The 22,612-nt window shown below is 53.0% G+C and carries 18 protein-coding genes, 2 tRNA genes and 4 rRNA genes; 11 read left to right on the top strand and 13 right to left on the bottom strand.

The genetic code is table 11. From position 1 onward, the window contains the following. The 6 genes from accC to fis all read left to right on the top strand — a co-directional run bounded on the left by accC (nt 1) and on the right by fis (nt 5,682). Entirely contained in the window at nt 1–1,350 is a 1,350-nt protein-coding gene (gene accC / locus ABLV66_RS02370) for an acetyl-CoA carboxylase biotin carboxylase subunit (RefSeq protein ID WP_015369455.1), read from the top strand. 110 nt (nt 1,351–1,460) lie between these two features. Then, nucleotides 1,461–1,703 carry a DUF997 family protein gene (locus tag ABLV66_RS02365; protein ID WP_015369454.1) on the top strand — a complete coding sequence of 81 codons (243 nt, stop codon included), beginning with the start codon at nt 1,461–1,463 and terminating at the stop codon, nt 1,701–1,703. Further along, on the top strand, nt 1,693–3,144 hold the full coding sequence (gene panF / locus ABLV66_RS02360; RefSeq protein WP_045397242.1) for a sodium/pantothenate symporter: 1,452 nt from the start codon (nt 1,693–1,695) through the stop codon (nt 3,142–3,144). Before ABLV66_RS02365 ends, panF begins: the two co-directional genes overlap by 11 nt. An 11-nt stretch (nt 3,145–3,155) precedes the next feature. Continuing rightward, nucleotides 3,156–4,037: a 50S ribosomal protein L11 methyltransferase gene (prmA, locus tag ABLV66_RS02355; protein ID WP_015703628.1), complete on the top strand. Its 882-nt coding sequence runs from the start codon at nt 3,156–3,158 to the stop codon at nt 4,035–4,037. A 358-nt stretch (nt 4,038–4,395) separates the two neighbouring features. After that, nucleotides 4,396–5,361 (top strand): tRNA dihydrouridine synthase DusB, encoded by a 966-nt coding sequence (gene dusB, locus ABLV66_RS02350; protein ID WP_015369451.1) that lies wholly within the window; start codon nt 4,396–4,398, stop codon nt 5,359–5,361. 24 nt (nt 5,362–5,385) lie between these two features. Further along, a complete protein-coding gene (gene fis, locus ABLV66_RS02345) occupies nt 5,386–5,682 on the top strand; it encodes a DNA-binding transcriptional regulator Fis (protein WP_000462905.1) in 297 nt (98 codons plus the stop codon). A gap of 85 nt (nt 5,683–5,767) precedes the next feature. Here fis and envR read toward each other — a convergent pair whose 3' ends face one another. Further along, nucleotides 5,768–6,424 carry an acrEF/envCD operon transcriptional regulator gene (gene envR / locus ABLV66_RS02340; protein ID WP_047047122.1) on the bottom strand — a complete coding sequence of 219 codons (657 nt, stop codon included), beginning with the start codon at nt 6,422–6,424 and terminating at the stop codon, nt 5,768–5,770. Between the two features lie 355 nt (nt 6,425–6,779). Here envR and ABLV66_RS02335 point away from each other — a divergent pair, with 355 nt between their 5' ends. From ABLV66_RS02335 to ABLV66_RS02320, 4 genes are all read left to right on the top strand, one after another. Continuing rightward, nucleotides 6,780–7,919: an efflux RND transporter periplasmic adaptor subunit gene (locus ABLV66_RS02335; protein WP_047047118.1), complete on the top strand. Its 1,140-nt coding sequence runs from the start codon at nt 6,780–6,782 to the stop codon at nt 7,917–7,919. Nucleotides 7,920–7,932: 13 nt separating this feature from the next. Beyond that, nucleotides 7,933–11,043, top strand: a complete 3,111-nt coding sequence (locus tag ABLV66_RS02330) for an efflux RND transporter permease subunit (RefSeq protein ID WP_348877031.1) — start codon at nt 7,933–7,935, stop codon at nt 11,041–11,043. A gap of 277 nt (nt 11,044–11,320) precedes the next feature. Beyond that, on the top strand, nt 11,321–11,542 hold the full coding sequence (locus tag ABLV66_RS02325) for a hypothetical protein (RefSeq protein WP_015369447.1): 222 nt from the start codon (nt 11,321–11,323) through the stop codon (nt 11,540–11,542). A gap of 358 nt (nt 11,543–11,900) precedes the next feature. Continuing rightward, complete coding sequence (locus ABLV66_RS02320) at nt 11,901–12,452, top strand: hypothetical protein (RefSeq protein WP_512173809.1); 552 nt, start codon at nt 11,901–11,903, stop codon at nt 12,450–12,452. 19 nt (nt 12,453–12,471) lie between these two features. Here ABLV66_RS02320 and rrf (ABLV66_RS02315) read toward each other — a convergent pair. The 6 genes from rrf (ABLV66_RS02315) to ABLV66_RS02290 all read right to left on the bottom strand — a co-directional run bounded on the left by rrf (ABLV66_RS02315) (nt 12,472) and on the right by ABLV66_RS02290 (nt 17,721). Continuing rightward, nucleotides 12,472–12,587 (bottom strand): 5S ribosomal RNA (rrf, locus tag ABLV66_RS02315). A gap of 37 nt (nt 12,588–12,624) precedes the next feature. Then, nucleotides 12,625–12,700, bottom strand: a tRNA-Thr gene (locus ABLV66_RS02310). 14 nt (nt 12,701–12,714) lie between these two features. Next, nucleotides 12,715–12,830 (bottom strand): 5S ribosomal RNA (gene rrf / locus ABLV66_RS02305). Between the two features lie 95 nt (nt 12,831–12,925). Beyond that, a 23S ribosomal RNA gene (locus ABLV66_RS02300) occupies nt 12,926–15,830 on the bottom strand. A 190-nt stretch (nt 15,831–16,020) separates the two neighbouring features. Continuing rightward, nucleotides 16,021–16,096: transfer RNA gene (locus tag ABLV66_RS02295), tRNA-Glu, on the bottom strand. Nucleotides 16,097–16,181: 85 nt separating this feature from the next. Beyond that, a 16S ribosomal RNA gene (locus tag ABLV66_RS02290) occupies nt 16,182–17,721 on the bottom strand. Together the 16S, 23S and 5S rRNA genes with 2 tRNA genes alongside form the textbook arrangement of a ribosomal RNA operon. Nucleotides 17,722–18,192: 471 nt before the next feature. Here ABLV66_RS02290 and ABLV66_RS02285 point away from each other — a divergent pair. Continuing rightward, nucleotides 18,193–18,747, top strand: a complete 555-nt coding sequence (locus ABLV66_RS02285; RefSeq protein WP_047078585.1) for a gamma carbonic anhydrase family protein — start codon at nt 18,193–18,195, stop codon at nt 18,745–18,747. Here the strand turns inward: ABLV66_RS02285 and ABLV66_RS02280 are convergent. Genes ABLV66_RS02280 through dprA form a run of 6 tightly spaced genes read right to left on the bottom strand, consistent with a single transcriptional unit; the run spans nt 18,723 to nt 22,514 of the window. Continuing rightward, nucleotides 18,723–18,980 (bottom strand): DUF1488 family protein, encoded by a 258-nt coding sequence (locus ABLV66_RS02280; protein ID WP_047078584.1) that lies wholly within the window; start codon nt 18,978–18,980, stop codon nt 18,723–18,725. The two genes, ABLV66_RS02285 and ABLV66_RS02280, sit on opposite strands and share 25 nt — an antisense overlap. Continuing rightward, entirely contained in the window at nt 18,977–19,795 is an 819-nt protein-coding gene (gene aroE / locus ABLV66_RS02275; RefSeq protein WP_047047081.1) for a shikimate dehydrogenase, read from the bottom strand. Before aroE ends, ABLV66_RS02280 begins: the two co-directional genes overlap by 4 nt. 3 nt (nt 19,796–19,798) lie before the next feature. Next, nucleotides 19,799–20,371, bottom strand: a complete 573-nt coding sequence (gene tsaC, locus ABLV66_RS02270) for an L-threonylcarbamoyladenylate synthase type 1 TsaC (RefSeq protein WP_015703634.1) — start codon at nt 20,369–20,371, stop codon at nt 19,799–19,801. Then, complete coding sequence (locus ABLV66_RS02265; protein WP_015369441.1) at nt 20,364–20,918, bottom strand: DNA topoisomerase family protein; 555 nt, start codon at nt 20,916–20,918, stop codon at nt 20,364–20,366. Before ABLV66_RS02265 ends, tsaC begins: the two co-directional genes overlap by 8 nt. A gap of 26 nt (nt 20,919–20,944) precedes the next feature. Further along, nucleotides 20,945–21,418, bottom strand: coding sequence for a DUF494 family protein Smg (smg, locus tag ABLV66_RS02260; RefSeq protein WP_015369440.1), 474 nt, complete (start codon nt 21,416–21,418; stop codon nt 20,945–20,947). Then, the gene (dprA, locus tag ABLV66_RS02255; protein ID WP_348876543.1) at nt 21,390–22,514 is read right to left on the bottom strand and encodes a DNA-protecting protein DprA; all 1,125 of its coding nucleotides are present in this window, start codon (nt 22,512–22,514) and stop codon (nt 21,390–21,392) included. The genes smg and dprA overlap by 29 nt, the downstream gene beginning before the upstream one ends. Nucleotides 22,515–22,612 lie beyond the last annotated feature (98 nt).

Below are 22,612 nucleotides of genomic sequence, written 5' to 3'. Positions count from 1 at the left end.
ATGCTGGATAAAATTGTCATCGCTAACCGTGGCGAGATCGCACTGCGCATCCTGCGTGCCTGTAAAGAACTGGGCATCAAGACCGTTGCTGTGCACTCCACCGCGGATCGCGATTTAAAACACGTATTATTAGCGGATGAGACGGTCTGCATCGGCCCGGCTCCGTCCGTAAAAAGCTATCTGAACATCCCGGCTATCATCAGCGCGGCGGAAATCACCGGCGCGGTAGCGATTCACCCGGGTTACGGCTTCCTGTCCGAAAACGCTAACTTTGCCGAGCAGGTTGAGCGTTCCGGTTTCATCTTCATCGGCCCGAAAGCCGACACTATCCGCCTGATGGGCGACAAAGTGTCTGCCATCACCGCAATGAAGAAAGCTGGCGTTCCGACCGTTCCAGGTTCTGATGGCCCGCTGGGCGACGACATGGACGCAAACCGCGCGCATGCCAAACGCATCGGCTATCCGGTTATCATCAAAGCCTCCGGCGGCGGCGGCGGTCGCGGTATGCGCGTCGTGCGCAGCGACGCTGAACTGGCGCAATCCATCTCCATGACCAAAGCGGAAGCGAAAGCGGCTTTCAACAACGACATGGTCTACATGGAGAAATACCTGGAAAATCCTCGTCACATCGAGATCCAGGTGCTGGCGGACGGCCAGGGCAACGCTATCTATCTGGCAGAACGCGACTGCTCCATGCAGCGTCGTCACCAGAAAGTCGTCGAAGAAGCGCCGGCGCCGGGCATTACCCCGGAACTGCGTCGCTACATCGGCGAACGTTGCGCGAAAGCCTGTGTGGATATCGGCTATCGCGGAGCGGGTACCTTTGAATTCCTGTTCGAAAACGGCGAGTTCTACTTCATTGAGATGAACACCCGTATTCAGGTAGAACACCCGGTTACCGAAATGATCACCGGCGTCGACCTGATCAAAGAACAGCTGCGCATCGCGGCGGGTCAACCGCTGTCTATCAAGCAAGAAGAAGTCCAGGTTCGCGGCCATGCGGTGGAATGCCGTATCAACGCCGAAGACCCGAACACCTTCCTGCCGAGCCCGGGTAAAATTACCCGCTTCCACGCGCCGGGCGGTTTTGGCGTGCGCTGGGAGTCTCATATCTACGCCGGTTACACCGTACCGCCGTACTATGACTCAATGATCGGCAAACTGATCTGCTACGGCGAAAGCCGTGATGTGGCGATTGCCCGCATGAAGAACGCGCTGCAGGAACTGATCATCGATGGCATCAAAACCAACGTTGAGCTGCAGATGCGCATTATGAGCGACGAGAACTTCCAGCATGGTGGCACCAATATCCACTATCTGGAGAAAAAACTCGGACTGCAGGAAAAATAATCCTGTACTCGCTGCAAAAGGCCGGATAATCCGGCCTTTTTTCTTTTTCTCTCCCCTCGACTTTTCCATGCGGTACAATCCCCGCTTTCTTCATCCTCAAGGGACAAAAAATGGACAAAAGATTTGTTCAGGCCCATAAAGAAGCGCGCTGGGCGCTGTGGCTGACCCTTCTCTATCTTGCCGCCTGGCTGGCTGCGGCCTATCTACCGGGCGTCGGTATTGGCTTTACCGGGCTGCCACACTGGTTCGAACTGGCCTGCCTGCTGGTGCCGCTGCTGTTCGTTCTGCTGTGCTGGGCGATGGTGCGCTTTATCTTCCGCGATATCTCTCTGGAGGATAACGATGCAGCTTGAGATTATCGTGGTGCTGATCGCTTATCTGTTTGTGGTCTTCGGGCTGTCTCTTTACGCGATGCGTAAACGCAGTACCGGGAACTTCCTTAGCGAGTATTTTCTTGGCAGCCGATCGATGGGCGGTTTTGTATTAGCGATGACCCTCACCGCCACCTATATTAGCGCCAGCTCGTTTATCGGCGGTCCCGGCGCCGCCTACAAATATGGACTGGGCTGGGTACTGCTGGCGATGATCCAGGTACCGACGATCTGGCTCTCTCTCGGGATCCTCGGCAAGAAGTTCGCGATCCTGGCGCGCCGCTACAACGCCATTACCCTTAACGATATGCTGCAGGCGCGCTACCAAAGCCGCGCGGTGGTATGGATTGCCAGCGTCAGCCTGTTGGTGGCCTTTGTCGGGGCCATCGCGGTGCAGTTTATTGGCGGCGCGCGCCTGCTGGAAACCGCCGCCGGTATCAAATACGAAACCGGACTACTGATATTTGGCATCACGATCGCGCTCTATACCGCGTTCGGCGGCTTCCGCGCCAGCGTACTCAACGATACCATGCAGGGAATGGTGATGTTGATCGGGACGATCGTCCTGCTGGTTGGCGTAGTGCATGCCGCTGGCGGTCTGCATCAGGCGGTAGATACGCTCCAGCGGATCGACCCGCAGCTGGTGTCGCCTCACGGCGCCGATGATATCCTCACGCCAACCTTTATGACCTCGTTCTGGGTACTGGTCTGTTTCGGCGTCATCGGCTTGCCGCATACCGCCGTGCGCTGTATCTCCTATAAAGACAGCAAGGCCGTGCACCGCGGGATCGTTATTGGCACCATCGTGGTGGCGATTCTGATGTTCGGTATGCATCTCGCCGGCGCGCTTGGCCGCGCCGTCCTGCCGGGCCTCACCGTCCCCGATCAGGTGATCCCGACGTTGATGGTCCAGGTGCTGCCGCCGTGGGCCGCGGGGCTATTTTTAGCGGCGCCGATGGCCGCGATTATGTCTAACGTTAACGCCCATTTACTGCAGGCATCGGCTACGATCATTAAAGATCTGTGGCTCAGCGCTCAGCCTACGAAAAAGCGTAATGAGCAGAAGCTGAAGCGGATCTCAACGATCGCCACCTTAGTGCTCGGCATACTTATGATGCTGGCCGCCTGGCGGCCGCCGGAAATGATTATCTGGCTTAATCTGCTGGCCTTTGGCGGCCTGGAAGCGGTGTTCTTATGGCCGCTGGTGCTGGGTCTCTACTGGGAGCGGGCAAATGCTGCTGGCGCGCTCAGCGCGATGTTAGTGGGCGGCGTACTGTATGCCGTGCTCGCGACGTTTAATATTCAGTACCTGGGCTTCCACCCTATCGTGCCCTCGCTGCTGCTAAGTTTGTTGGCTTTTGTCGTCGGGAACCGTTTCGGTCAGCCCGTACCGCCAGCCCCTATTATGACTACTGATAAATAAAGAGTTTTGCCATGCCTTGGATCCAACTAAAACTGAATACGACCGGCGCTCACGCGGAAGAACTGAGCGACGCGCTGATGGAGGCCGGCGCGGTCTCGATTACCTTCCAGGACACCCACGACACGCCGGTGTTTGAGCCGCTGCCGGGTGAAACCCGTTTGTGGGGCGATACCGACGTTATTGGCCTGTTCGACGCGGAAAGCGACATGAACGAAGCGGTTGCTATCCTTGAGCAGCATCCGCTGCTCGGCGCAGGCTTCGCGCATAAAATTGAACAGCTGGAAGATAAAGACTGGGAACGCGAGTGGATGGATAACTTCCACCCGATGCGTTTCGGCGAACGCCTGTGGATTTGCCCGAGCTGGCGCGATGTTCCTGATGAGAATGCAGTCAACGTGATGCTTGATCCAGGTCTAGCCTTTGGTACCGGTACTCACCCAACGACCGCGATGTGTCTGCAGTGGCTCGATGGCCTTGACCTTCAGGGCAAAACGGTTATCGATTTTGGCTGCGGTTCCGGCATCCTGGCGATCGCCGCGCTGAAGCTGGGCGCCGCCAAAGCTATCGGTATTGATATCGATCCGCAGGCCATTCAGGCCAGCCGTGATAACGCCCAGCGTAACGGCGTCTCCGAACGCCTTGAACTGTATTTGCCGCAGGATCAGCCAGAAGCCATGAAAGCCGATGTGGTGGTCGCAAACATCCTGGCAGGCCCGTTGCGTGAGCTGGCCCCTTTAATCAGCGTCCTGCCGGTTACAGGCGGCCTGCTGGGCCTTTCCGGAATCCTGGCAAGCCAGGCAGAAAGCGTCTGCGAAGCCTACGCCCCGCTCTTCACCCTCGACCCGGTGGTGGAGAAAGAGGAGTGGTGCCGAATTACCGGACAGAAAAACTAAGTAAGACTGCGGCCTACGGGCCGCATTTTTGTTTCCAGTAACCGCCGAATATTGCCAGGAAATGAGAGCCGGATCGCATTACGATGCCCTTTTTTGGCTACAAAAACAGCGTTTTATCCCGTCTCGTATCGCCTTCGTCTCAGAAAAATCGAGAAGTTTTGCGATTTTATAATTGGACACAAATTATCCCATTGCTAATAACGCAATGATTAATATGATAATTTATTCATGACTATTACGTTACTCCTGGATTCATTGATCTGTAACAGAGGATTGGTCAAAGTTTGGCCTTTCATCTCGCGCAAAAAATGCGTAATATACGCCGCCTTGCAGTCACAGTATGGTCATTTCTTAACTCATGCGCATCGGACACCACCAGCTCAGAAATCGCCTGATCGCAGCACCTATGGCTGGCATCACTGACAGACCATTCAGGACGCTGTGTTACGAGATGGGAGCAGGTTTAACCGTCTCCGAGATGATGTCCTCCAACCCGCAGGTATGGGAGAGCGACAAGTCCCGGTTACGGATGGTGCACATTGATGAGCCCGGTATTCGTACCGTGCAAATCGCCGGTAGCGTACCGGAAGAGATGGCCGCGGCCGCCCGTATTAACGTGGAAAGCGGCGCCCAGATTATTGATATCAATATGGGGTGCCCGGCTAAAAAGGTGAATCGTAAGCTCGCTGGTTCAGCCCTCTTGCAGTATCCCGATCAGGTGAAGTCAATCCTGACCGCGGTCGTCAAGGCAGTGGACGTTCCGGTGACTCTCAAGATTCGCACCGGTTGGGAACCGGAACACCGTAACTGTGTAGAGATTGCCCAACTGGCTGAAGAATGTGGCATTCAGGCTCTGACTATTCACGGACGCACTCGCGCCTGCTTGTTTAACGGAGAAGCTGAATACGACAGTATTCGGGCAGTTAAGCAGAAAGTTTCCATTCCGATTATCGCGAATGGCGACATTACTGACCCGCTTAAAGCCAGAGCCGTGCTCGACTACACGGGGGCTGACGCCCTCATGATAGGCCGTGCGGCTCAGGGAAGACCCTGGATCTTTCGGGAAATCCAGCATTATCTGGACACTGGGGAGTTGCTGCCCCCCCTGCCGTTGGCAGAGGTTAAGCGCTTGCTTTGCGCGCACGTTCGGGAACTGCATGACTTTTACGGTCAGGCAAAAGGGTACCGAATCGCGCGTAAACACGTCTCCTGGTATCTCCAGGAGCATGCTCCAAATGACCAGTTTCGGCGCACATTCAACGCCATTGAGGATGCCAGCGAACAGCTGGAGGCGTTGGAGGCATACTTCGAAAATTTTGCGTAATAGAAATAAAGAGCTGACAGAACTATGTTCGAACAACGCGTAAATTCTGACGTACTGACCGTTTCTACCGTTAACTCTCAGGATCAGGTAACTCAAAAGCCCCTGCGTGACTCGGTTAAACAGGCACTGAAGAACTATTTTGCTCAACTGAATGGTCAGGATGTTAATGATCTGTATGAGCTGGTATTGGCTGAAGTTGAACAGCCACTGTTGGACATGGTGATGCAATACACCCGTGGTAACCAGACCCGCGCTGCCCTGATGATGGGTATCAACCGCGGTACTCTGCGTAAGAAACTGAAAAAATACGGCATGAACTGATATTAATCAGTAAATTGCTGAATTAAAAAGGCGCTCTTCGGCATGGGGAAGCGCCTTTTTTTATGGCCTGATTTTTGATACTGGACTACTGCCCCACGGCAGCCATCGGCCACCCGCTATGGCCAGGTTGCTGCAGCGATAACGCCGACATAATATTGTCTACCAGCACGGGCGCCTGCTCATAGAGATTGAATTTTTCAGGGTCCATTAACCAGTTCTTAATAATTCCTGTAAAAGCGCCATGTAATATAATTAACGTGATTTCGATATTTGTTTCCGCCGGTAATAACCTGTTTCTGACACAACGTTGTAGTACGTCACGGACTATCGCGTAATTAAAGCCAATTCGCTTGCGGATTTCCGTTTCCGGCAGCATATCGCTGGCGAATTCGCATTTGTGATAAAGAATCTGTAACAGCGCCTGCTGTCGGGGTGTTTCGGCAATATATTGCAACCCGGTAATAAATTTTTTACGTAACCCCATTAACGGATTTTGGTTATCCAGTTCCCACTGCTGATGGGGCAATAACTCCCTAAGCGGCGGCTGCTGCTGCCACATTTCATTAAACAACTCCGCCTTGCTGGAAAAATGCCAGTACACCGCTCCACGCGTGACGCCAGCGGCGTCGGCGATATCAGTCAGCGTGGTATTGGTAACGCCGCGCTGTGCGAACTGCTGGATCGCGGACTCAATCAGGAGCTGACGCGTTCTTAATGCGTCCTCTTTGGTTTTTCTGGCCATAACCTTTCCCACTAGCTGCCGAACGGTGAATACAAATCTTACTGACATACCTACCAACTTAACATTCCTTAAATATTATTATTTAGCAAAAATGCAGATACAAACATTTAATAACAGAGATATCTTATACATGAGACAAATATAAACAAAGAACATATTCACAAAAAAAATATTAAAGGAAGAGGAGCTAAATCAATCGCCTGTTTTTTGTTTTTGCGTGCCTTGTTCATTGTCCAAAAATAACTATTTCTTACATCCATCGGTGATTATTTGTAGGATAACGAACCGCTTTAATATTCATTATTTCTTCGCAGATTCGCCGCCCTATCCGGCCCGTAATCTATAAGGAACAGCAATGACGAGTCATGCCAGAGTTTCTCTTTTAGCCAGCCTAATTATCTCCACCTTGTTGCTTACCGGTTGTGATAATTCAGGCGATCAACAGGCGCAGCCGCAAGCGCCTCAGGTTAGCGTACATGTGGTGCGCAGCGAACCGCTCTCCGTTACTACCGAATTACCGGGGCGGACTTCGGCTTTTCGCGTCGCTGAAGTTCGCCCCCAGGTCAGCGGCATTATCCTGAAACGCAATTTTGTCGAGGGCAGCGATATCAAGGCCGGTGAATCGCTCTATCAAATCGACCCCGCCACTTATCAGGCCGCGTGGAACAGCGCCAAAGGCGACGAGGCGAAAGCCGAAGCCGCAGCGGCTATCGCCCATCTGACGGTAAAACGCTATGTTCCTCTGCTTGGAACGAAATACATCAGCCAGCAAGAATACGATCAGGCCGTCGCCACCGCACATCAGGCCGATGCCGACGTCGTGGCGGCTAAAGCCGCGGTCGAAAGCGCCCGTATCAACCTGGCGTACACCAAAGTGACCTCGCCGATTGACGGTCGCATTGGTAAATCCAGCGTAACTGAAGGCGCACTGGTGACCAACGGCCAGGCTGACGCTATGGCGACGGTGCAGCAACTCGATCCGATCTATGTCGACGTGACCGAATCCAGCAACGATTTTATGCGTCTGAAGCAGGAAAGCCTGCAGCGTGGCGATGACAGCAAAAGCGTGCAGTTGATTATGGAAAATGGCCAGCCCTACTCCTTGAAAGGATCGCTGCAATTCTCCGATGTCACCGTAGATGAGAGTACCGGGTCCATCACGCTTCGCGCGGTATTCCCTAACCCGCAACACACTCTCCTGCCGGGCATGTTTGTTCGCGCCCGTATCGATGAAGGCATCAATCCGCAAGCGATTCTGGTACCACAGCAGGGGGTTACCCGCACGCCGCGCGGCGATGCCACGGTGATGATCGTCAATGCGCAGAACCAGGTGGAAAACCGTGAGGTCACCGCCGCGCAGGCGATAGGCGATAAATGGTTGATCACCAGCGGTCTGCAAAACGGCGACAAAGTCATCGTTAGTGGATTACAAAAGGTTCGCCCTGGCGTCACCGTGAAGGCGACGGAAGATACCGCTGCCCCAGCTGCACAATAAGGTATGAATCGCTATGTCTAAGTTCTTCATCCATCGACCGGTGTTTGCATGGGTGCTGGCAATCATCATGATGATTGCCGGTGGCCTGGCCATCATGCAGCTCCCTATTGCGCAATATCCCACGATCGCGCCGCCTGCGGTGGCGATTTCTGCTACCTATCCTGGCGCGGATGCGCAAACCGTGCAGGACACCGTCACCCAGGTTATCGAACAGAACATGAATGGTATCGATAATCTGATGTACATGTCATCTACCAGCGACTCATCCGGTAGTGTGACCATAACGCTCACTTTCAAATCCGGCACCGATCCGGATATCGCTCAGGTTCAGGTACAGAACAAACTGCAGCTGGCGACGCCGCTGCTGCCACAGGAAGTACAGCAGCAAGGTATTAGCGTTGAGAAATCCAGCAGCAGCTTCCTGCTGGTTGCCGGTTTTATCTCTGATAATCCAAACACTACCCAGGATGATATTTCCGACTACGTTGCCTCTAACATTAAAGACCCTATTAGCCGCCTTAACGGCGTTGGCGATGTGCAATTGTTCGGCGCGCAATATGCCATGCGTATCTGGCTTGACGGCAACCTGCTGAATAAATATAACCTCACGCCGGTCGATGTTATCAACCAACTGAAGGTGCAAAACGATCAGATTGCCGCCGGGCAACTTGGCGGAACACCATCTGTTAAAGGTCAGCAGCTTAACGCCTCGATCATTGCTCAAACTCGCCTGAAAGATCCGGAGGAATTCGGTAAAGTCACGCTGCGGGTTAACGCCGATGGTTCCGTCGTTCGCCTGAAGGATGTCGCGCGCATTGAATTAGGCGGCGAGAACTATAACGTTGTCGCCCGCATTAACGGTAAACCCGCCTCTGGATTGGGGATTAAACTGGCGACCGGCGCCAATGCGCTGGATACCGCTACGGCGATTAAGGCGAAACTTGCCGAGCTGCAGCCCTTCTTCCCGCAAGGGATGAAAGTTGTTTATCCCTACGACACCACGCCGTTCGTTAAAATCTCCATTCATGAAGTGGTGAAAACGCTGTTTGAAGCCATTATCCTCGTCTTCCTCGTGATGTATCTGTTCCTGCAGAACATCCGTGCGACGCTTATCCCGACGATTGCCGTGCCGGTGGTTTTGTTGGGTACCTTTGCGGTACTGGCGATGTTCGGCTACTCCATCAATACGCTAACGATGTTCGGCATGGTGCTGGCGATTGGGCTACTGGTCGATGATGCCATCGTGGTGGTAGAGAACGTCGAGCGCGTCATGGTCGAGGACAAGCTTTCCCCCGTTGAAGCCACAGAGAAATCAATGGAGCAGATTCAGGGGGCGCTGGTTGGTATCGCCATGGTGCTCTCGGCGGTATTCGTCCCGATGGCCTTCTTTGGCGGCTCTACCGGGGCGATTTACCGCCAGTTCTCAATTACTATCGTTTCCGCAATGGCGCTCTCTGTGCTGGTCGCGTTGGTGTTGACTCCGGCGCTGTGCGCGACCATGTTAAAACCGTCATCCGTCGACCATCATGGCAAGAAGGGGTTCTTCGGCTGGTTTAACGCCAGGTTTGACCAAAGCGTTAACCATTACACCAATAGCGTAAGCGGGATCTTACGAGGTACCGGGCGCTACCTGGTCATCTACCTGCTGATCGTTATCGGCATGGCAGTACTGTTTGTCCGCCTGCCTACATCCTTCCTGCCTGATGAAGACCAGGGTGTGTTCCTGACCATGGTTCAGTTACCTGCTGGCGCTACGCAAGAGCGTACGCAAAAGGTGCTCGACTCCGTCAGCGACTACTATCTACAGAAAGAGAAAGCTAATGTTGAGAGCGTGTTCACCGTTAACGGCTTTAGCTTCAGCGGACAAGGACAAAACTCCGGTATGGCGTTTGTCAGTCTGAAACCATGGGAAGAGCGCAGCGGTTCGGAAAACGGCGTTGAAGCCATTATCAAGCGTGCGACCGCCGCATTTAGCCAGATTAAAGATGCAATGGTCTTCCCGTTCAACATGCCGGCCATCATCGAGTTAGGTACCGCGACCGGTTTCGACTTCGAGCTGATTGACCAGGGTGGCTTAGGACACACACAGCTAACTCAGGCACGAAACCAGCTTCTGGGGATGGTAAAACAGCATCCTGAACAGCTGGTACGCGTTCGCCCTAATGGCCTTGAAGATACACCGCAGTTTAAACTCGACGTCGATCAAGAGAAAGCGCAGGCGCTTGGCGTCTCGTTATCCGACATTAACGAAACGATATCAGCGGCGCTGGGCGGCTATTATGTGAACGACTTTATTGACCGCGGCCGCGTGAAGAAAGTCTACGTTCAGGCCGATGCCAGTTTCCGTATGCTGCCTGGTGATATCAATAACATGTATGTCCGCAGCTCTAACGGTGAAATGGTGCCGTTCTCGGCATTTGTTACTTCACGTTGGGTATATGGTTCTCCGCGCCTCGAACGTTACAACGGCCTGCCTTCGATGGAAATCCTCGGCGAAGCGGCTCCGGGTAAGAGTACCGGGGAAGCCATGGCCTTGATGGAGCAACTGGCCAGTAAACTGCCTGCGGGTATCGGTTATGACTGGACGGGCTTGTCTTATCAGGAACGTTTATCAGGTAACCAGGCGCCAGCGCTATATGCTATTTCGCTGATAGTCGTCTTCCTCTGTCTGGCAGCACTCTATGAAAGCTGGTCTATTCCATTCTCAGTTATGCTGGTTGTGCCATTAGGGGTTATTGGCGCTTTATTAGCAGCTTCGCTTAGAGGGTTGAATAATGACGTTTATTTCCAGGTCGGCCTGTTAACGACTATTGGTTTATCTGCGAAGAACGCTATTCTTATTGTCGAGTTCGCTAAAGATCTTATGGATAAAGAAGGCAAAGGCATTATTGAGGCGACCCTGGAAGCATCTCGTATGCGTCTACGCCCTATATTAATGACTTCATTAGCCTTTATTCTCGGGGTCATGCCATTAGTGATTAGCCATGGAGCTGGTAGCGGCGCGCAAAACGCTGTCGGTACCGGTGTGATGGGCGGTATGCTTACTGCAACGCTGCTGGCCATCTTCTTCGTGCCGGTGTTCTTTGTGGTCGTAAGGCGTCGCTTTACCCGCCACGCAGAATAATCGACTATAATTATCAAGGCGCCACGCGGCGCCTTTTTTTATATCTATCAGAACAACAAGTTAGTAGAAATATTAATTTTTCATCCCCAACTAACGCATTGGTATATCCCTTCCTGCATATTCTCTTCATTATTTCTCATTTCTCTTCACGATATTTACACTGCTCATAATTTGAGATTATTTCCCCTTCCAGGCCCGGGTCATTGCGGTGGTAAAATAAGCTATTCCGTTATGTGTTAACAACGTTGACAGCAAACGGTTATTTAGAGGTAATACCATGAAAAAATTAATATTAGTGACATTGTTAGCAACGTTGCTTGCTGGCTGTGCCCATGATTCCCCGTGCGTGCCTGTCTATGACTCGCAGGGCCGACTGGTGCATACCAATACCTGTGTAAAAGGCACAACACAGGATAACTGGGAAACGGCTGGCGCGATCGCCGGTGGGGCCGCAGCGGTTGCCGGTCTCACGTTAGGTATCGTGGCGCTGACTCGTTAGCAATTCCTCTCCATGAATGCTCAGCCTGGAGGCGTTCCCTTTGGCTCAGTCGCCAGAAAAACAAAAGGCCCAGTCGTGTGACTGGGCCTTTTGTTTACGTTGATATGGCAGCGGCTTTTCCCGGAGGCGGTGCTGCGCACCTTTTCCGGGCTACGGGTTGCGTAGCCCCGGTAAGCGTAGCGCCACCGGGGAACTGGTACCGCGTCTGGCCGCAAAAGACAAAAGCAGAAAGCCCGGTCTTCCGACTGAGCCTTTCGTTTACGTTGCTATGGCAGCGGCTTTCCCCGGAGGCAGTGCTGCGCACCTTTTCCTAGCTACGGGTTGCGTAGCCCCGGTAAGCGCAGCGCCACCGGGGGAGATGGCGGCGTGTCTGGCCGCAAAAGACAAAAGCAGAAAGCCCGTCTTCCGACTGAGCCTTTCGTTTACGTTGCTATGGCAGCGGCTTTCCCCGGAGGCGGCGCGATGCGCCTTTTCCGGGCTACAGGACTGTAGCCCCGGTAAGCGCAGCGCCACCGGGGAAGATAGCGGCGCGTCTGGCCGCAAAACACCAAAACAAAAGGCCCAGTCTTCCGACGGAGCCTTTCGTTTACGTTGCTATGGCAGCGGCTTTCCCCGGAGGCGGCGCGATGCGCCTTTTCCGGGCTACGGGTTGCGTAGCCCCGGTAAGCATAGCGCCACCGGGGAACTGGTGCCGCATCTGGCCGCAAAACATAAAAACAAAAGGCCCAGTCTTTCGACTGAGCCTTTTGTTTTATTTGATGCCTGGCAGTTTATGGCGGGCGTCCTGCCCGCCACCCTCCGGGCCGTTGCTGCGCAACGTTCAAATCCGCTCCCGGCGGATTTGTCCCTACTCCGGAGAGCGCTCACCGACAAACAACAGATAAAACAAAAGGCCCAGTCTTTCGACTGAGCCTTTTGTTTTATTTGATGCCTGGCAATTCCCTACTCTCACATGGGGAGACCCCACACTACCATCGGCGCTACGGCGTTTCACTTCTGAGTTCGGCATGGGGTCAGGTGGGACCACCGCGCTCTCGTCGCCAGGCAAATTCTTTACAAGTGCCGAACTTTAACCTAAAAAGTGGTGCTGATACCCAGAGTCGAACTGGGGACCTCACCCTTACCAAGGGTGCGCTCTACCAACTGAGCCATATCAGCACGCTAAATTTGATGCCTGGCAGTTCCCTACTCTCACATGGGGAGACCCCACACTACCATCGGCGCTACGGCGTTTCACTTCTGAGTTCGGCATGGGGTCAGGTGGGACCACCGCGCTATCGCCGCCAGGCAAATTCTGTTTTACCAGCCCGTCATTACGACGCACTGATTAATCTGTATCACGCTGAAAATCGTCTCAAATCGCCAAAACATCTTCGGCGTTGTAAGGTTAAGCCTCACGGTTCATTAGTATCGGTTAGCTCAACGTATCGCTACGCTTACACACCCGACCTATCAACGTCATCGTCTTTAACGTTCCTTCAGGAGACTTAAAGTCTCAGGGAGAACTCATCTCGGGGCAAGTTTCGTGCTTAGATGCTTTCAGCACTTATCTCTTCCGCATTTAGCTACCGGGCAATGCCATTGGCATGACAACCCGAACACCAGTGATGCGTCCACTCCGGTCCTCTCGTACTAGGAGCAGCCCCCCTCAATTCTCCAGCGCCCACGGCAGATAGGGACCGAACTGTCTCACGACGTTCTAAACCCAGCTCGCGTACCACTTTAAATGGCGAACAGCCATACCCTTGGGACCTACTTCAGCCCCAGGATGTGATGAGCCGACATCGAGGTGCCAAACACCGCCGTCGATATGAACTCTTGGGCGGTATCAGCCTGTTATCCCCGGAGTACCTTTTATCCGTTGAGCGATGGCCCTTCCATTCAGAACCACCGGATCACTATGACCTGCTTTCGCACCTGCTCGCGCCGTCACGCTCGCAGTCAAGCTAGCTTATGCCATTGCACTAACCTCCTGATGTCCGACCAGGATTAGCTAACCTTCGTGCTCCTCCGTTACTCTTTGGGAGGAGACCGCCCCAGTCAAACTACCCACCAGACACTGTCCGCAACCCCGATTAGGGGCCAACGTTAGAACATCAAACATTAAAGGGTGGTATTTCAAGGTTGGCTCCACGCAGACTGGCGTCCACGCTTCAAAGCCTCCCACCTATCCTACACATCAAGGCTCAATGTTCAGTGTCAAGCTATAGTAAAGGTTCACGGGGTCTTTCCGTCTTGCCGCGGGTACACTGCATCTTCACAGCGAGTTCAATTTCACTGAGTCTCGGGTGGAGACAGCCTGGCCATCATTACGCCATTCGTGCAGGTCGGAACTTACCCGACAAGGAATTTCGCTACCTTAGGACCGTTATAGTTACGGCCGCCGTTTACCGGGGCTTCGATCAAGAGCTTCTCCTTACGGATAACCCCATCAATTAACCTTCCGGCACCGGGCAGGCGTCACACCGTATACGTCCACTTTCGTGTTTGCACAGTGCTGTGTTTTTAATAAACAGTTGCAGCCAGCTGGTATCTTCGACTGATTTCAGCTCCACCCGCAGGGGCTTCACCTACATATCAGCGTGCCTTCTCCCGAAGTTACGGCACCATTTTGCCTAGTTCCTTCACCCGAGTTCTCTCAAGCGCCTTGGTATTCTCTACCTGACCACCTGTGTCGGTTTGGGGTACGATTTGATGTTACCTGATGCTTAGAGGCTTTTCCTGGAAGCAGGGCATTTGTTACTTCAGCACCGTAGTGCCTCGTCATCACACCTCAGCGTTAAAAGGTACCGGATTTACCTGGAACCTCCGCCTACATGCTTAAACCGGGACAACCGTCGCCCGGCTAACATAGCCTTCTCCGTCCCCCCTTCGCAGTAACACCAAGTACAGGAATATTAACCTGTTTCCCATCGACTACGCCTTTCGGCCTCGCCTTAGGGGTCGACTCACCCTGCCCCGATTAACGTTGGACAGGAACCCTTGGTCTTCCGGCGTGCGGGCTTTTCACCCGCATTATCGTTACTTATGTCAGCATTCGCACTTCTGATACCTCCAGCAACCCTCACAGGTCACCTTCGCAGGCTTACAGAACGCTCCCCTACCCAACAACACATAGTGTCGCTGCCGCAGCTTCGGTGCACAGTTTAGCCCCGTTACATCTTCCGCGCAGGCCGACTCGACCAGTGAGCTATTACGCTTTCTTTAAATGATGGCTGCTTCTAAGCCAACATCCTGGCTGTCTGTGCCTTCCCACATCGTTTCCCACTTAACTGTGACTTTGGGACCTTAGCTGGCGGTCTGGGTTGTTTCCCTCTTCACGACGGACGTTAGCACCCGCCGTGTGTCTCCCGTGATAACATTCTTCGGTATTCGTAGTTTGCATCGGGTTGGTAAGTCGGGATGACCCCCTAGCCGAAACAGTGCTCTACCCCCGAAGATGAGTTCACGAGGCGCTACCTAAATAGCTTTCGGGGAGAACCAGCTATCTCCCGGTTTGATTGGCCTTTCACCCCCAGCCACAAGTCATCCGCTAATTTTTCAACATTAGTCGGTTCGGTCCTCCAGTTAGTGTTACCCAACCTTCAACCTGCCCATGGCTAGATCACCGGGTTTCGGGTCTATACCCTGCAACTTAACGCCCAGTTAAGACTCGGTTTCCCTGCGGCTCCCCTATACGGTTAACCTTGCTACAGAATATAAGTCGCTGACCCATTATACAAAAGGTACGCAGTCACACCATAAAGGTGCTCCCACTGCTTGTACGTACACGGTTTCAGGTTCTTTTTCACTCCCCTCGCCGGGGTTCTTTTCGCCTTTCCCTCACGGTACTGGTTCACTATCGGTCAGTCAGGAGTATTTAGCCTTGGAGGATGGTCCCCCCATATTCAGACAGGATACCACGTGTCCCGCCCTACTCTTCGAGTTCACAGCCTGTGCATTTTGGTGTACGGGACTATCACCCTGTACCGTCGGACTTTCCAGACCGTTCCACTAACACACAAGCTGATTCAGACTCTGGGCTGCTCCCCGTTCGCTCGCCGCTACTGGGGGAATCTCGGTTGATTTCTTTTCCTCGGGGTACTTAGATGTTTCAGTTCCCCCGGTTCGCCTCGTTAACCTATGTATTCAGTTAACGATAGTGCAACGAATTGCACTGGGTTTCCCCATTCGGACATCGCCGGCTGTAACGGTTCATATCACCTTACCGACGCTTTTCGCAGATTAGCACGTCCTTCATCGCCTCTGACTGCCAGGGCATCCACCGTGTACGCTTAGTCGCTTAACCTCACAACCCGAAGATGTTTCGTAAAACATTTTCGTGTCGCGAAAATTTGAGAGACTCGAACACACATTGACTGTGTGTCGTTTCAATTTTCAGCTTGATCCAGATTTTTAAAGAGCAAATATCTCAAACGTCACCCGAAGATGAGTTTTGAGATATGTCGGCGCGCGTCTTTCACTCACGAACCAGCAAGTGGCGTCCCCTAGGGGATTCGAACCCCTGTTACCGCCGTGAAAGGGCGGTGTCCTGGGCCTCTAGACGAAGGGGACACTGAAGTCTCAATCGCAAGACGCCTTGCTTCTTTACTTTCATCAGACAATCTGTGTGAGCACTACAAAGGCAGGTTCTTTAAGGTAAGGAGGTGATCCAACCGCAGGTTCCCCTACGGTTACCTTGTTACGACTTCACCCCAGTCATGAATCACAAAGTGGTAAGCGCCCTCCCGAAGGTTAAGCTACCTACTTCTTTTGCAACCCACTCCCATGGTGTGACGGGCGGTGTGTACAAGGCCCGGGAACGTATTCACCGTAGCATTCTGATCTACGATTACTAGCGATTCCGACTTCATGGAGTCGAGTTGCAGACTCCAATCCGGACTACGACATACTTTATGAGGTCCGCTTGCTCTCGCGAGGTCGCTTCTCTTTGTATATGCCATTGTAGCACGTGTGTAGCCCTACTCGTAAGGGCCATGATGACTTGACGTCATCCCCACCTTCCTCCAGTTTATCACTGGCAGTCTCCTTTGAGTTCCCGGCCGGACCGCTGGCAACAAAGGATAAGGGTTGCGCTCGTTGCGGGACTTAACCCAACATTTCACAACACGAGCTGACGACAGCCATGCAGCACCTGTCTCAGAGTTCCCGAAGGCACCAAAGCATCTCTGCTAAGTTCTCTGGATGTCAAGAGTAGGTAAGGTTCTTCGCGTTGCATCGAATTAAACCACATGCTCCACCGCTTGTGCGGGCCCCCGTCAATTCATTTGAGTTTTAACCTTGCGGCCGTACTCCCCAGGCGGTCGACTTAACGCGTTAGCTCCGGAAGCCACGCCTCAAGGGCACAACCTCCAAGTCGACATCGTTTACGGCGTGGACTACCAGGGTATCTAATCCTGTTTGCTCCCCACGCTTTCGCACCTGAGCGTCAGTCTTTGTCCAGGGGGCCGCCTTCGCCACCGGTATTCCTCCAGATCTCTACGCATTTCACCGCTACACCTGGAATTCTACCCCCCTCTACAAGACTCTAGCCTGCCAGTTTCGAATGCAGTTCCCAGGTTGAGCCCGGGGATTTCACATCCGACTTGACAGACCGCCTGCGTGCGCTTTACGCCCAGTAATTCCGATTAACGCTTGCACCCTCCGTATTACCGCGGCTGCTGGCACGGAGTTAGCCGGTGCTTCTTCTGCGAGTAACGTCAATCACTAAGGTTATTAACCTTAATGCCTTCCTCCTCGCTGAAAGTACTTTACAACCCGAAGGCCTTCTTCATACACGCGGCATGGCTGCATCAGGCTTGCGCCCATTGTGCAATATTCCCCACTGCTGCCTCCCGTAGGAGTCTGGACCGTGTCTCAGTTCCAGTGTGGCTGGTCATCCTCTCAGACCAGCTAGGGATCGTCGCCTAGGTGAGCCATTACCCCACCTACTAGCTAATCCCATCTGGGCACATCTGATGGCATGAGGCCCGAAGGTCCCCCACTTTGGTCTTGCGACGTTATGCGGTATTAGCTACCGTTTCCAGTAGTTATCCCCCTCCATCAGGCAGTTTCCCAGACATTACTCACCCGTCCGCCGCTCGTCACCCGAGAGCAAGCTCTCTGTGCTACCGCTCGACTTGCATGTGTTAGGCCTGCCGCCAGCGTTCAATCTGAGCCATGATCAAACTCTTCAATTTAAGTTTGATGCTCGTGAATTAAACTTCGTAATGAATTACGTATGTTCACTCAGAGACTTGGTATTCATTTTTCGTCCGAGGACGTTAAGAATCCATGTCACTTTGAGTGCCCACACAGATTGTCTGATAAATTGTTAAAGAGCAGTTGCGACGCGCTTTAGCGCTCTGTCGCGAGGTGGCGTATATTACGCTTTCCTCTTTCAGAGTCAACCCTGAATTTCAGAATTTTTCTCTTCAACCGAACCGGCTGTTTGTGTGAAGTGATTCACATCTGCCGTGTCAGTGGGTGCGCATTATAGGGATCCCATTTTTTTGCACAAGCCTTTTTTCGATCTTTTTTTCTGAATGATGGTTTTTCGCGCTTTTCGCGCTGTTATTGCTCAAATAGCTCAATTTTTATCAGAAAAAGGGGTTGCGGGAGCGCCTGAAAGCTACCAAAGTCTGCTTATCTACCCTGATGTTGAGGCAGCCATGTCCAGTAATATACGTCCTTATAAAGAATTATTTCCCCAAATCGGTCTGCGGGTGATGGTGGATCCCAGCAGCGTTGTGATAGGCGACGTCAGAATTGCCGATGATGTAAGCATTTGGCCACTGGTCGCCATCCGCGGCGACGTGAACTATGTGTCAATCGGCGCACGTTCGAATATTCAGGACGGCAGCGTCCTGCATGTCACCCACAAGTCTTCTTATAACCCTGAAGGTAATCCGCTGCTCATCGGTGAGGATGTTACCGTCGGGCATAAGGTCATGCTGCACGGTTGCACTATCGGCAATCGCATTCTTGTCGGAATGGGGTCAATTCTGCTGGATGGCGTGGTAGTAGAGGATGACGTGATGATCGGCGCCGGCAGCCTGGTTCCGCAAAACAAGCGTCTGGAAAGCGGATACCTCTACTTTGGCAATCCGGTAAAACAAATCCGCCCCCTGACGGAGGCGGAATATGCAGGGCTGAAGTATTCAGCCAACAACTATGTGAAGTGGAAAGACGACTACCTGGATCAGGAAAACCAGACCCAACCCTGAGGGTCTTCTTGCCGATCGCGAATTAGCGCTTCCGCTTCATCTTCCAGATCCCAGCGATGTTCACTAAATAGAGCCAGCCACTGCGCTGGCTCATCGCCACCGAATCGTTGCTGCAGTGTCTTACTCCGAATAGCGCAGGTTAACTGCATACCATTGACCAGCGCCGGGAATAGGATGCATTGCCGTTCAGCGTCCCACTCTTCTCTATCGGGAAATTGGATCGCCTGGTTCACGCATTCAGTTCCTGATGTAAAACGGCAATTACCGGAGCAATTTCCGGTAGCGTACCGTGCCACAGCAGAACGGCATGTGCGGCCTGAGCCACCAGCATACCTAATCCATCCGCCAGTTTTTTAGCGCCATACTGCTGGCACCAATGCAGAAATGGCGTATTTCCTTTCTGATAAAACATGTCATAGCAGTAAACGTCGGCATGAATTAACGAGGAAGGTATTGCCGGGATATCGCCACTTATACCGCTGGACGTCGCGTTAATAATGAGGTCAAACTGGTGGCCTTCCAGTTTATCCAGCGGTAACGCGCTAACGCTGCCGGTATGAGCAAAAAGCGTTGCCAGCTCATGAGCGCGGGAAAAAGTACGGTTAACAATAGTGACCGCGCAATCTAAAGAGAGCAGCGGTAACAATACACCACGCGATGCGCCGCCTGCGCCAATCAATAAAATCCTCATACCAGGTTTGATAAACCCCAGGCGCTCTAAATCGCTTAATAACCCTATGCCATCCGTATTGTCGCCAAGCAGACGGCCATCTTCCAGGCGCTTCAACGTATTGACTGCACCAGCCAGCGCGGCGCGTTCAGTGAGTTCATCGGCACGGGCAAAAGCTTCCTCTTTAAAGGGAACGGTCACGTTAGCGCCCTTACCGCCCGTGTTGAAAAAAGCGTCCAGGGTATTCACAAAATCATCTAATGGCGCCAGTACCCGACCGTAGGGGTGCGCAATATGTAACTGTTCGGCAAACAACTGATGAATGGAAGGCGACTTGCTATGCGCTATAGGGTTACCAAAAACGGCATAAGTTTCCATAAATTACCCCTGGCGGAACTGTTCACCCGTCAGGGCATCACGGATTTCAGATGGGTTTTGCCGCCCGCCCGTTGCGCCATCCACCACCGGGAAACTGTCGCCAAACTGGGCACGTACTTCAGCAGTAGTACGGCACGGCGGCTGACCGGTTAAGTTGGCGCTCGTTGAGACCAGCGGCTTTCCGTAGGCTTCACATAATTCAATTACCAGTGGATGATCGGTAACGCGCACGGCCAGCGAATCAAAGCGCCCCGTCAGCCAGCGTGGAGTATCCGGACGCGCCGGGAACACGAACGTCACCGGGCCGGGCCAACAGGAAAAGATAGCTTCACGCTGGGCGTCGCTTAACCGGGAATCATCAATATACGGTTTCAACTGTTCAAAGCTGGCGGCGATAAGAATCAGTCCCTTTTCAACAGGGCGCTGTTTTAACGCCAGAAGACGCATCACGGCCGTTTCGCTATCCGGATCGCAACCAACGCCAAATACCGCTTCGGTTGGATAGGCGATAACATGTTCATTATTCAGTACCGCCACAGCCTGTGCGACGGTTTCTGAGGGCAGGTTTTTATTCACTTATTTGTTCCGCCGGGATCGGCTTTCCACATTGTTTACTGGCGCAAAAGCGTTTAACACCCTGCGCCGTTTTCTTTTCTATTAATAGCGGGTAATGGCATTCAGGGCATTCGCCCGCCACCGGTTTAAAATTAATAACGAACTGGCAATCAGGGTAGCGATCGCAGGAGTGAAAGGTTTTACCGAAACGGGAGCGACGCTGCACCAGATGACCCTGTCCGCATTGCGGACACGCGATAGCGGTCTCATCAGGTTTATCAATCAGCTCGGTATGTTCGCATTCGGGATAACGACTGCAGCCGATGAACATACCAAAGCGCCCCTGGCGTAACACCATAACAGCGCCGCAAGATGGGCACTCTTGCCCCTCCAGCACCTTGACGATATGTCCATCCGCCTGACTTTTCAGGGGACGGACATAGTCACAGTCCGGATAGTGAGAACAGCCGAGAAACGGGCCATGTTTCCCGGAACGAATCACCAGTTCGGCCCCGCACTGCGGGCAGGGCTCGTTTTTACGCACCGAAAACAGTGCTGATTTGGTCATAACAACTCGATGTTGCTGCAATAAGATTAATGCAGCATACCTTCATTTACTTCGAAGAGTAATTCTTCCATTTGCTGATAGGCGTTTTCACAGCCCGGAATATTAAACAGAACCATCAGGATCACCCATTTCAGGTCTTCCAGTTCAAACTCTGCCGTATCCAGCGCCAGTACGCGCTCTATCACCATTTCTCGCGTTTCGAGGTTCAACACCTGGATCTGCTCGAGGAAGAGTAAAAATCCTCGACAGCTGGCATCCAGACGCTGGCACTCTTCATCGGTATATACCCGAAGAGAGAGCGGGTCGGAGGCGAGCTGCATGGGTTCAACGAGACCTTCCTGATAATCAGCCAGTTTCTCGAGCCACATTAACGCGTTATAGATGTCTTCCCGCTCAAAACCTGCATCGGTCAGATCCCGCGTCAGTTTGTCCTGATCCACGCGCATTTCTGCTTCGTTATGGATATAAGTCTCAAACAAATACATGAGTACGTCGAACATGGCTTGCCCTCCTTAATCGGACATAGCCGCCGGGTACAGCTGCGATCCAGCCTGCTAACTCCAGTTCAAGTAGCTGGGCTACGGTTACTGGCACAGATTGGCCGGCACGTTCAGCGACAACGTCAACAGGTGTTACCTCATCTCCTACGTTAGCCAGGAGCTCTGGAAATGGCAATGCTACAGGGGGCTGATCTGCGTAATTATTTAGCAAATCAGCGGTCTCTTCCCGCGCTGACAGCTCATATTGCCAATACTCAAGGATCTCTTCCGGTGCGGTAACGGGAACCGCTCCCTGCTTTATCAGCCAGTGCGGCCCTTCAGAGCCTGGATTGCCAATTGGCCCAGGCAGGGCAAATACATCTCTACCCTGTTCCAGCGCGCAGCGGACAGTTACCAGGGAACCGCTTTTCAAGGCGGCCTCTATCACCAGAACCCCAGCGCTTAACCCGCTGATAATCCGGTTGCGGCGTGGGAAATTCCCCGGTAACGGTCGCGCAGAGAGAGGAAATTCGGAAAGTAGCGCGCCGCCGCTTTCCTCGATCTGCTTTGCTAAAGCCCGATGCCGGTGCGGATAGATATCAGATAAACCATTGCCTAATACGGCGATGGTTTTTCCCTTTACCGCCAACGCCCCGCGATGGGCAATGCCGTCAATCCCCAACGCCAGACCGCTAGTAATGGTCAAGCCATACCGCGCTAGCGCTTCACTGAATGCCTTTCCCCACCGCGCGCCGTACCACGAGTGCGCGCGGCTCCCAATGATCGCCAACTGTCGGCTACACAAGAGATCAACATTACCGCTCACCAGCAGCGCGCCGGGATAATCGTCGATAGCGCGTAGCTGCGGCGGGTAACGTGTATGATCCGCTGAAAGCAAATGATGTTCTGGTTGCTCTAACCATTGCAGTGAGGCGTCAATCTCCTGTTGCTTAAAGGCAAGAAACTGTATTGCCTGCGCTTTAGTTAAACCGGCCTCATGCAACGTTTCATTATCCGCATGACCTGCGCCAGCCAGCCGTCGCGCAACTAATACCATTTTATCTCCGTACAGGTTATTCACCCGCATCAGACGCAGCCAAATCTCCGTGGGCGTCATCCGTTCCCCCTGCCATTAGCGGCTCAGCCAATCCTTGTGATTGGTTAGCGAGACTGTCAATTAGAGGGGGTTTTGTCTAGAATAGAGGTAATAATCTT

It is taken from the genome of Klebsiella sp. CN_Kp073, assembly GCF_040065495.2.
GTDB classification, from domain to species: domain Bacteria; phylum Pseudomonadota; class Gammaproteobacteria; order Enterobacterales; family Enterobacteriaceae; genus Klebsiella; species Klebsiella aerogenes.
Note: the sequence above shows the minus strand (reverse complement) of the source record. Positions and strands in the feature narration are given on the sequence as shown.

What these genes read in the sequence shown, in the direction of transcription:
- accC (WP_015369455.1), top strand. Translation starts at nt 1, where the DNA reads ATGCTGGATAAAATTGTCATCGCTAACCGTGGCGAGATCGCACTGCGC.
- ABLV66_RS02365 (WP_015369454.1), top strand. Translation starts at nt 1,461, where the DNA reads ATGGACAAAAGATTTGTTCAGGCCCATAAAGAAGCGCGCTGGGCGCTG.
- panF (WP_045397242.1), top strand. Translation starts at nt 1,693, where the DNA reads ATGCAGCTTGAGATTATCGTGGTGCTGATCGCTTATCTGTTTGTGGTC.
- prmA (WP_015703628.1), top strand. Translation starts at nt 3,156, where the DNA reads ATGCCTTGGATCCAACTAAAACTGAATACGACCGGCGCTCACGCGGAA.
- dusB (WP_015369451.1), top strand. Translation starts at nt 4,396, where the DNA reads ATGCGCATCGGACACCACCAGCTCAGAAATCGCCTGATCGCAGCACCT.
- fis (WP_000462905.1), top strand. Translation starts at nt 5,386, where the DNA reads ATGTTCGAACAACGCGTAAATTCTGACGTACTGACCGTTTCTACCGTT.
- envR (WP_047047122.1), bottom strand. Translation starts at nt 6,424, where the DNA reads ATGGCCAGAAAAACCAAAGAGGACGCATTAAGAACGCGTCAGCTCCTG.
- ABLV66_RS02335 (WP_047047118.1), top strand. Translation starts at nt 6,780, where the DNA reads ATGACGAGTCATGCCAGAGTTTCTCTTTTAGCCAGCCTAATTATCTCC.
- ABLV66_RS02330 (WP_348877031.1), top strand. Translation starts at nt 7,933, where the DNA reads ATGTCTAAGTTCTTCATCCATCGACCGGTGTTTGCATGGGTGCTGGCA.
- ABLV66_RS02325 (WP_015369447.1), top strand. Translation starts at nt 11,321, where the DNA reads ATGAAAAAATTAATATTAGTGACATTGTTAGCAACGTTGCTTGCTGGC.
- ABLV66_RS02320 (WP_512173809.1), top strand. Translation starts at nt 11,901, where the DNA reads ATGGCGGCGTGTCTGGCCGCAAAAGACAAAAGCAGAAAGCCCGTCTTC.
- ABLV66_RS02285 (WP_047078585.1), top strand. Translation starts at nt 18,193, where the DNA reads ATGTCCAGTAATATACGTCCTTATAAAGAATTATTTCCCCAAATCGGT.
- aroE (WP_047047081.1), bottom strand. Translation starts at nt 19,795, where the DNA reads ATGGAAACTTATGCCGTTTTTGGTAACCCTATAGCGCATAGCAAGTCG.
- ABLV66_RS02265 (WP_015369441.1), bottom strand. Translation starts at nt 20,918, where the DNA reads ATGACCAAATCAGCACTGTTTTCGGTGCGTAAAAACGAGCCCTGCCCG.
- smg (WP_015369440.1), bottom strand. Translation starts at nt 21,418, where the DNA reads ATGTTCGACGTACTCATGTATTTGTTTGAGACTTATATCCATAACGAA.
- dprA (WP_348876543.1), bottom strand. Translation starts at nt 22,514, where the DNA reads ATGACGCCCACGGAGATTTGGCTGCGTCTGATGCGGGTGAATAACCTG.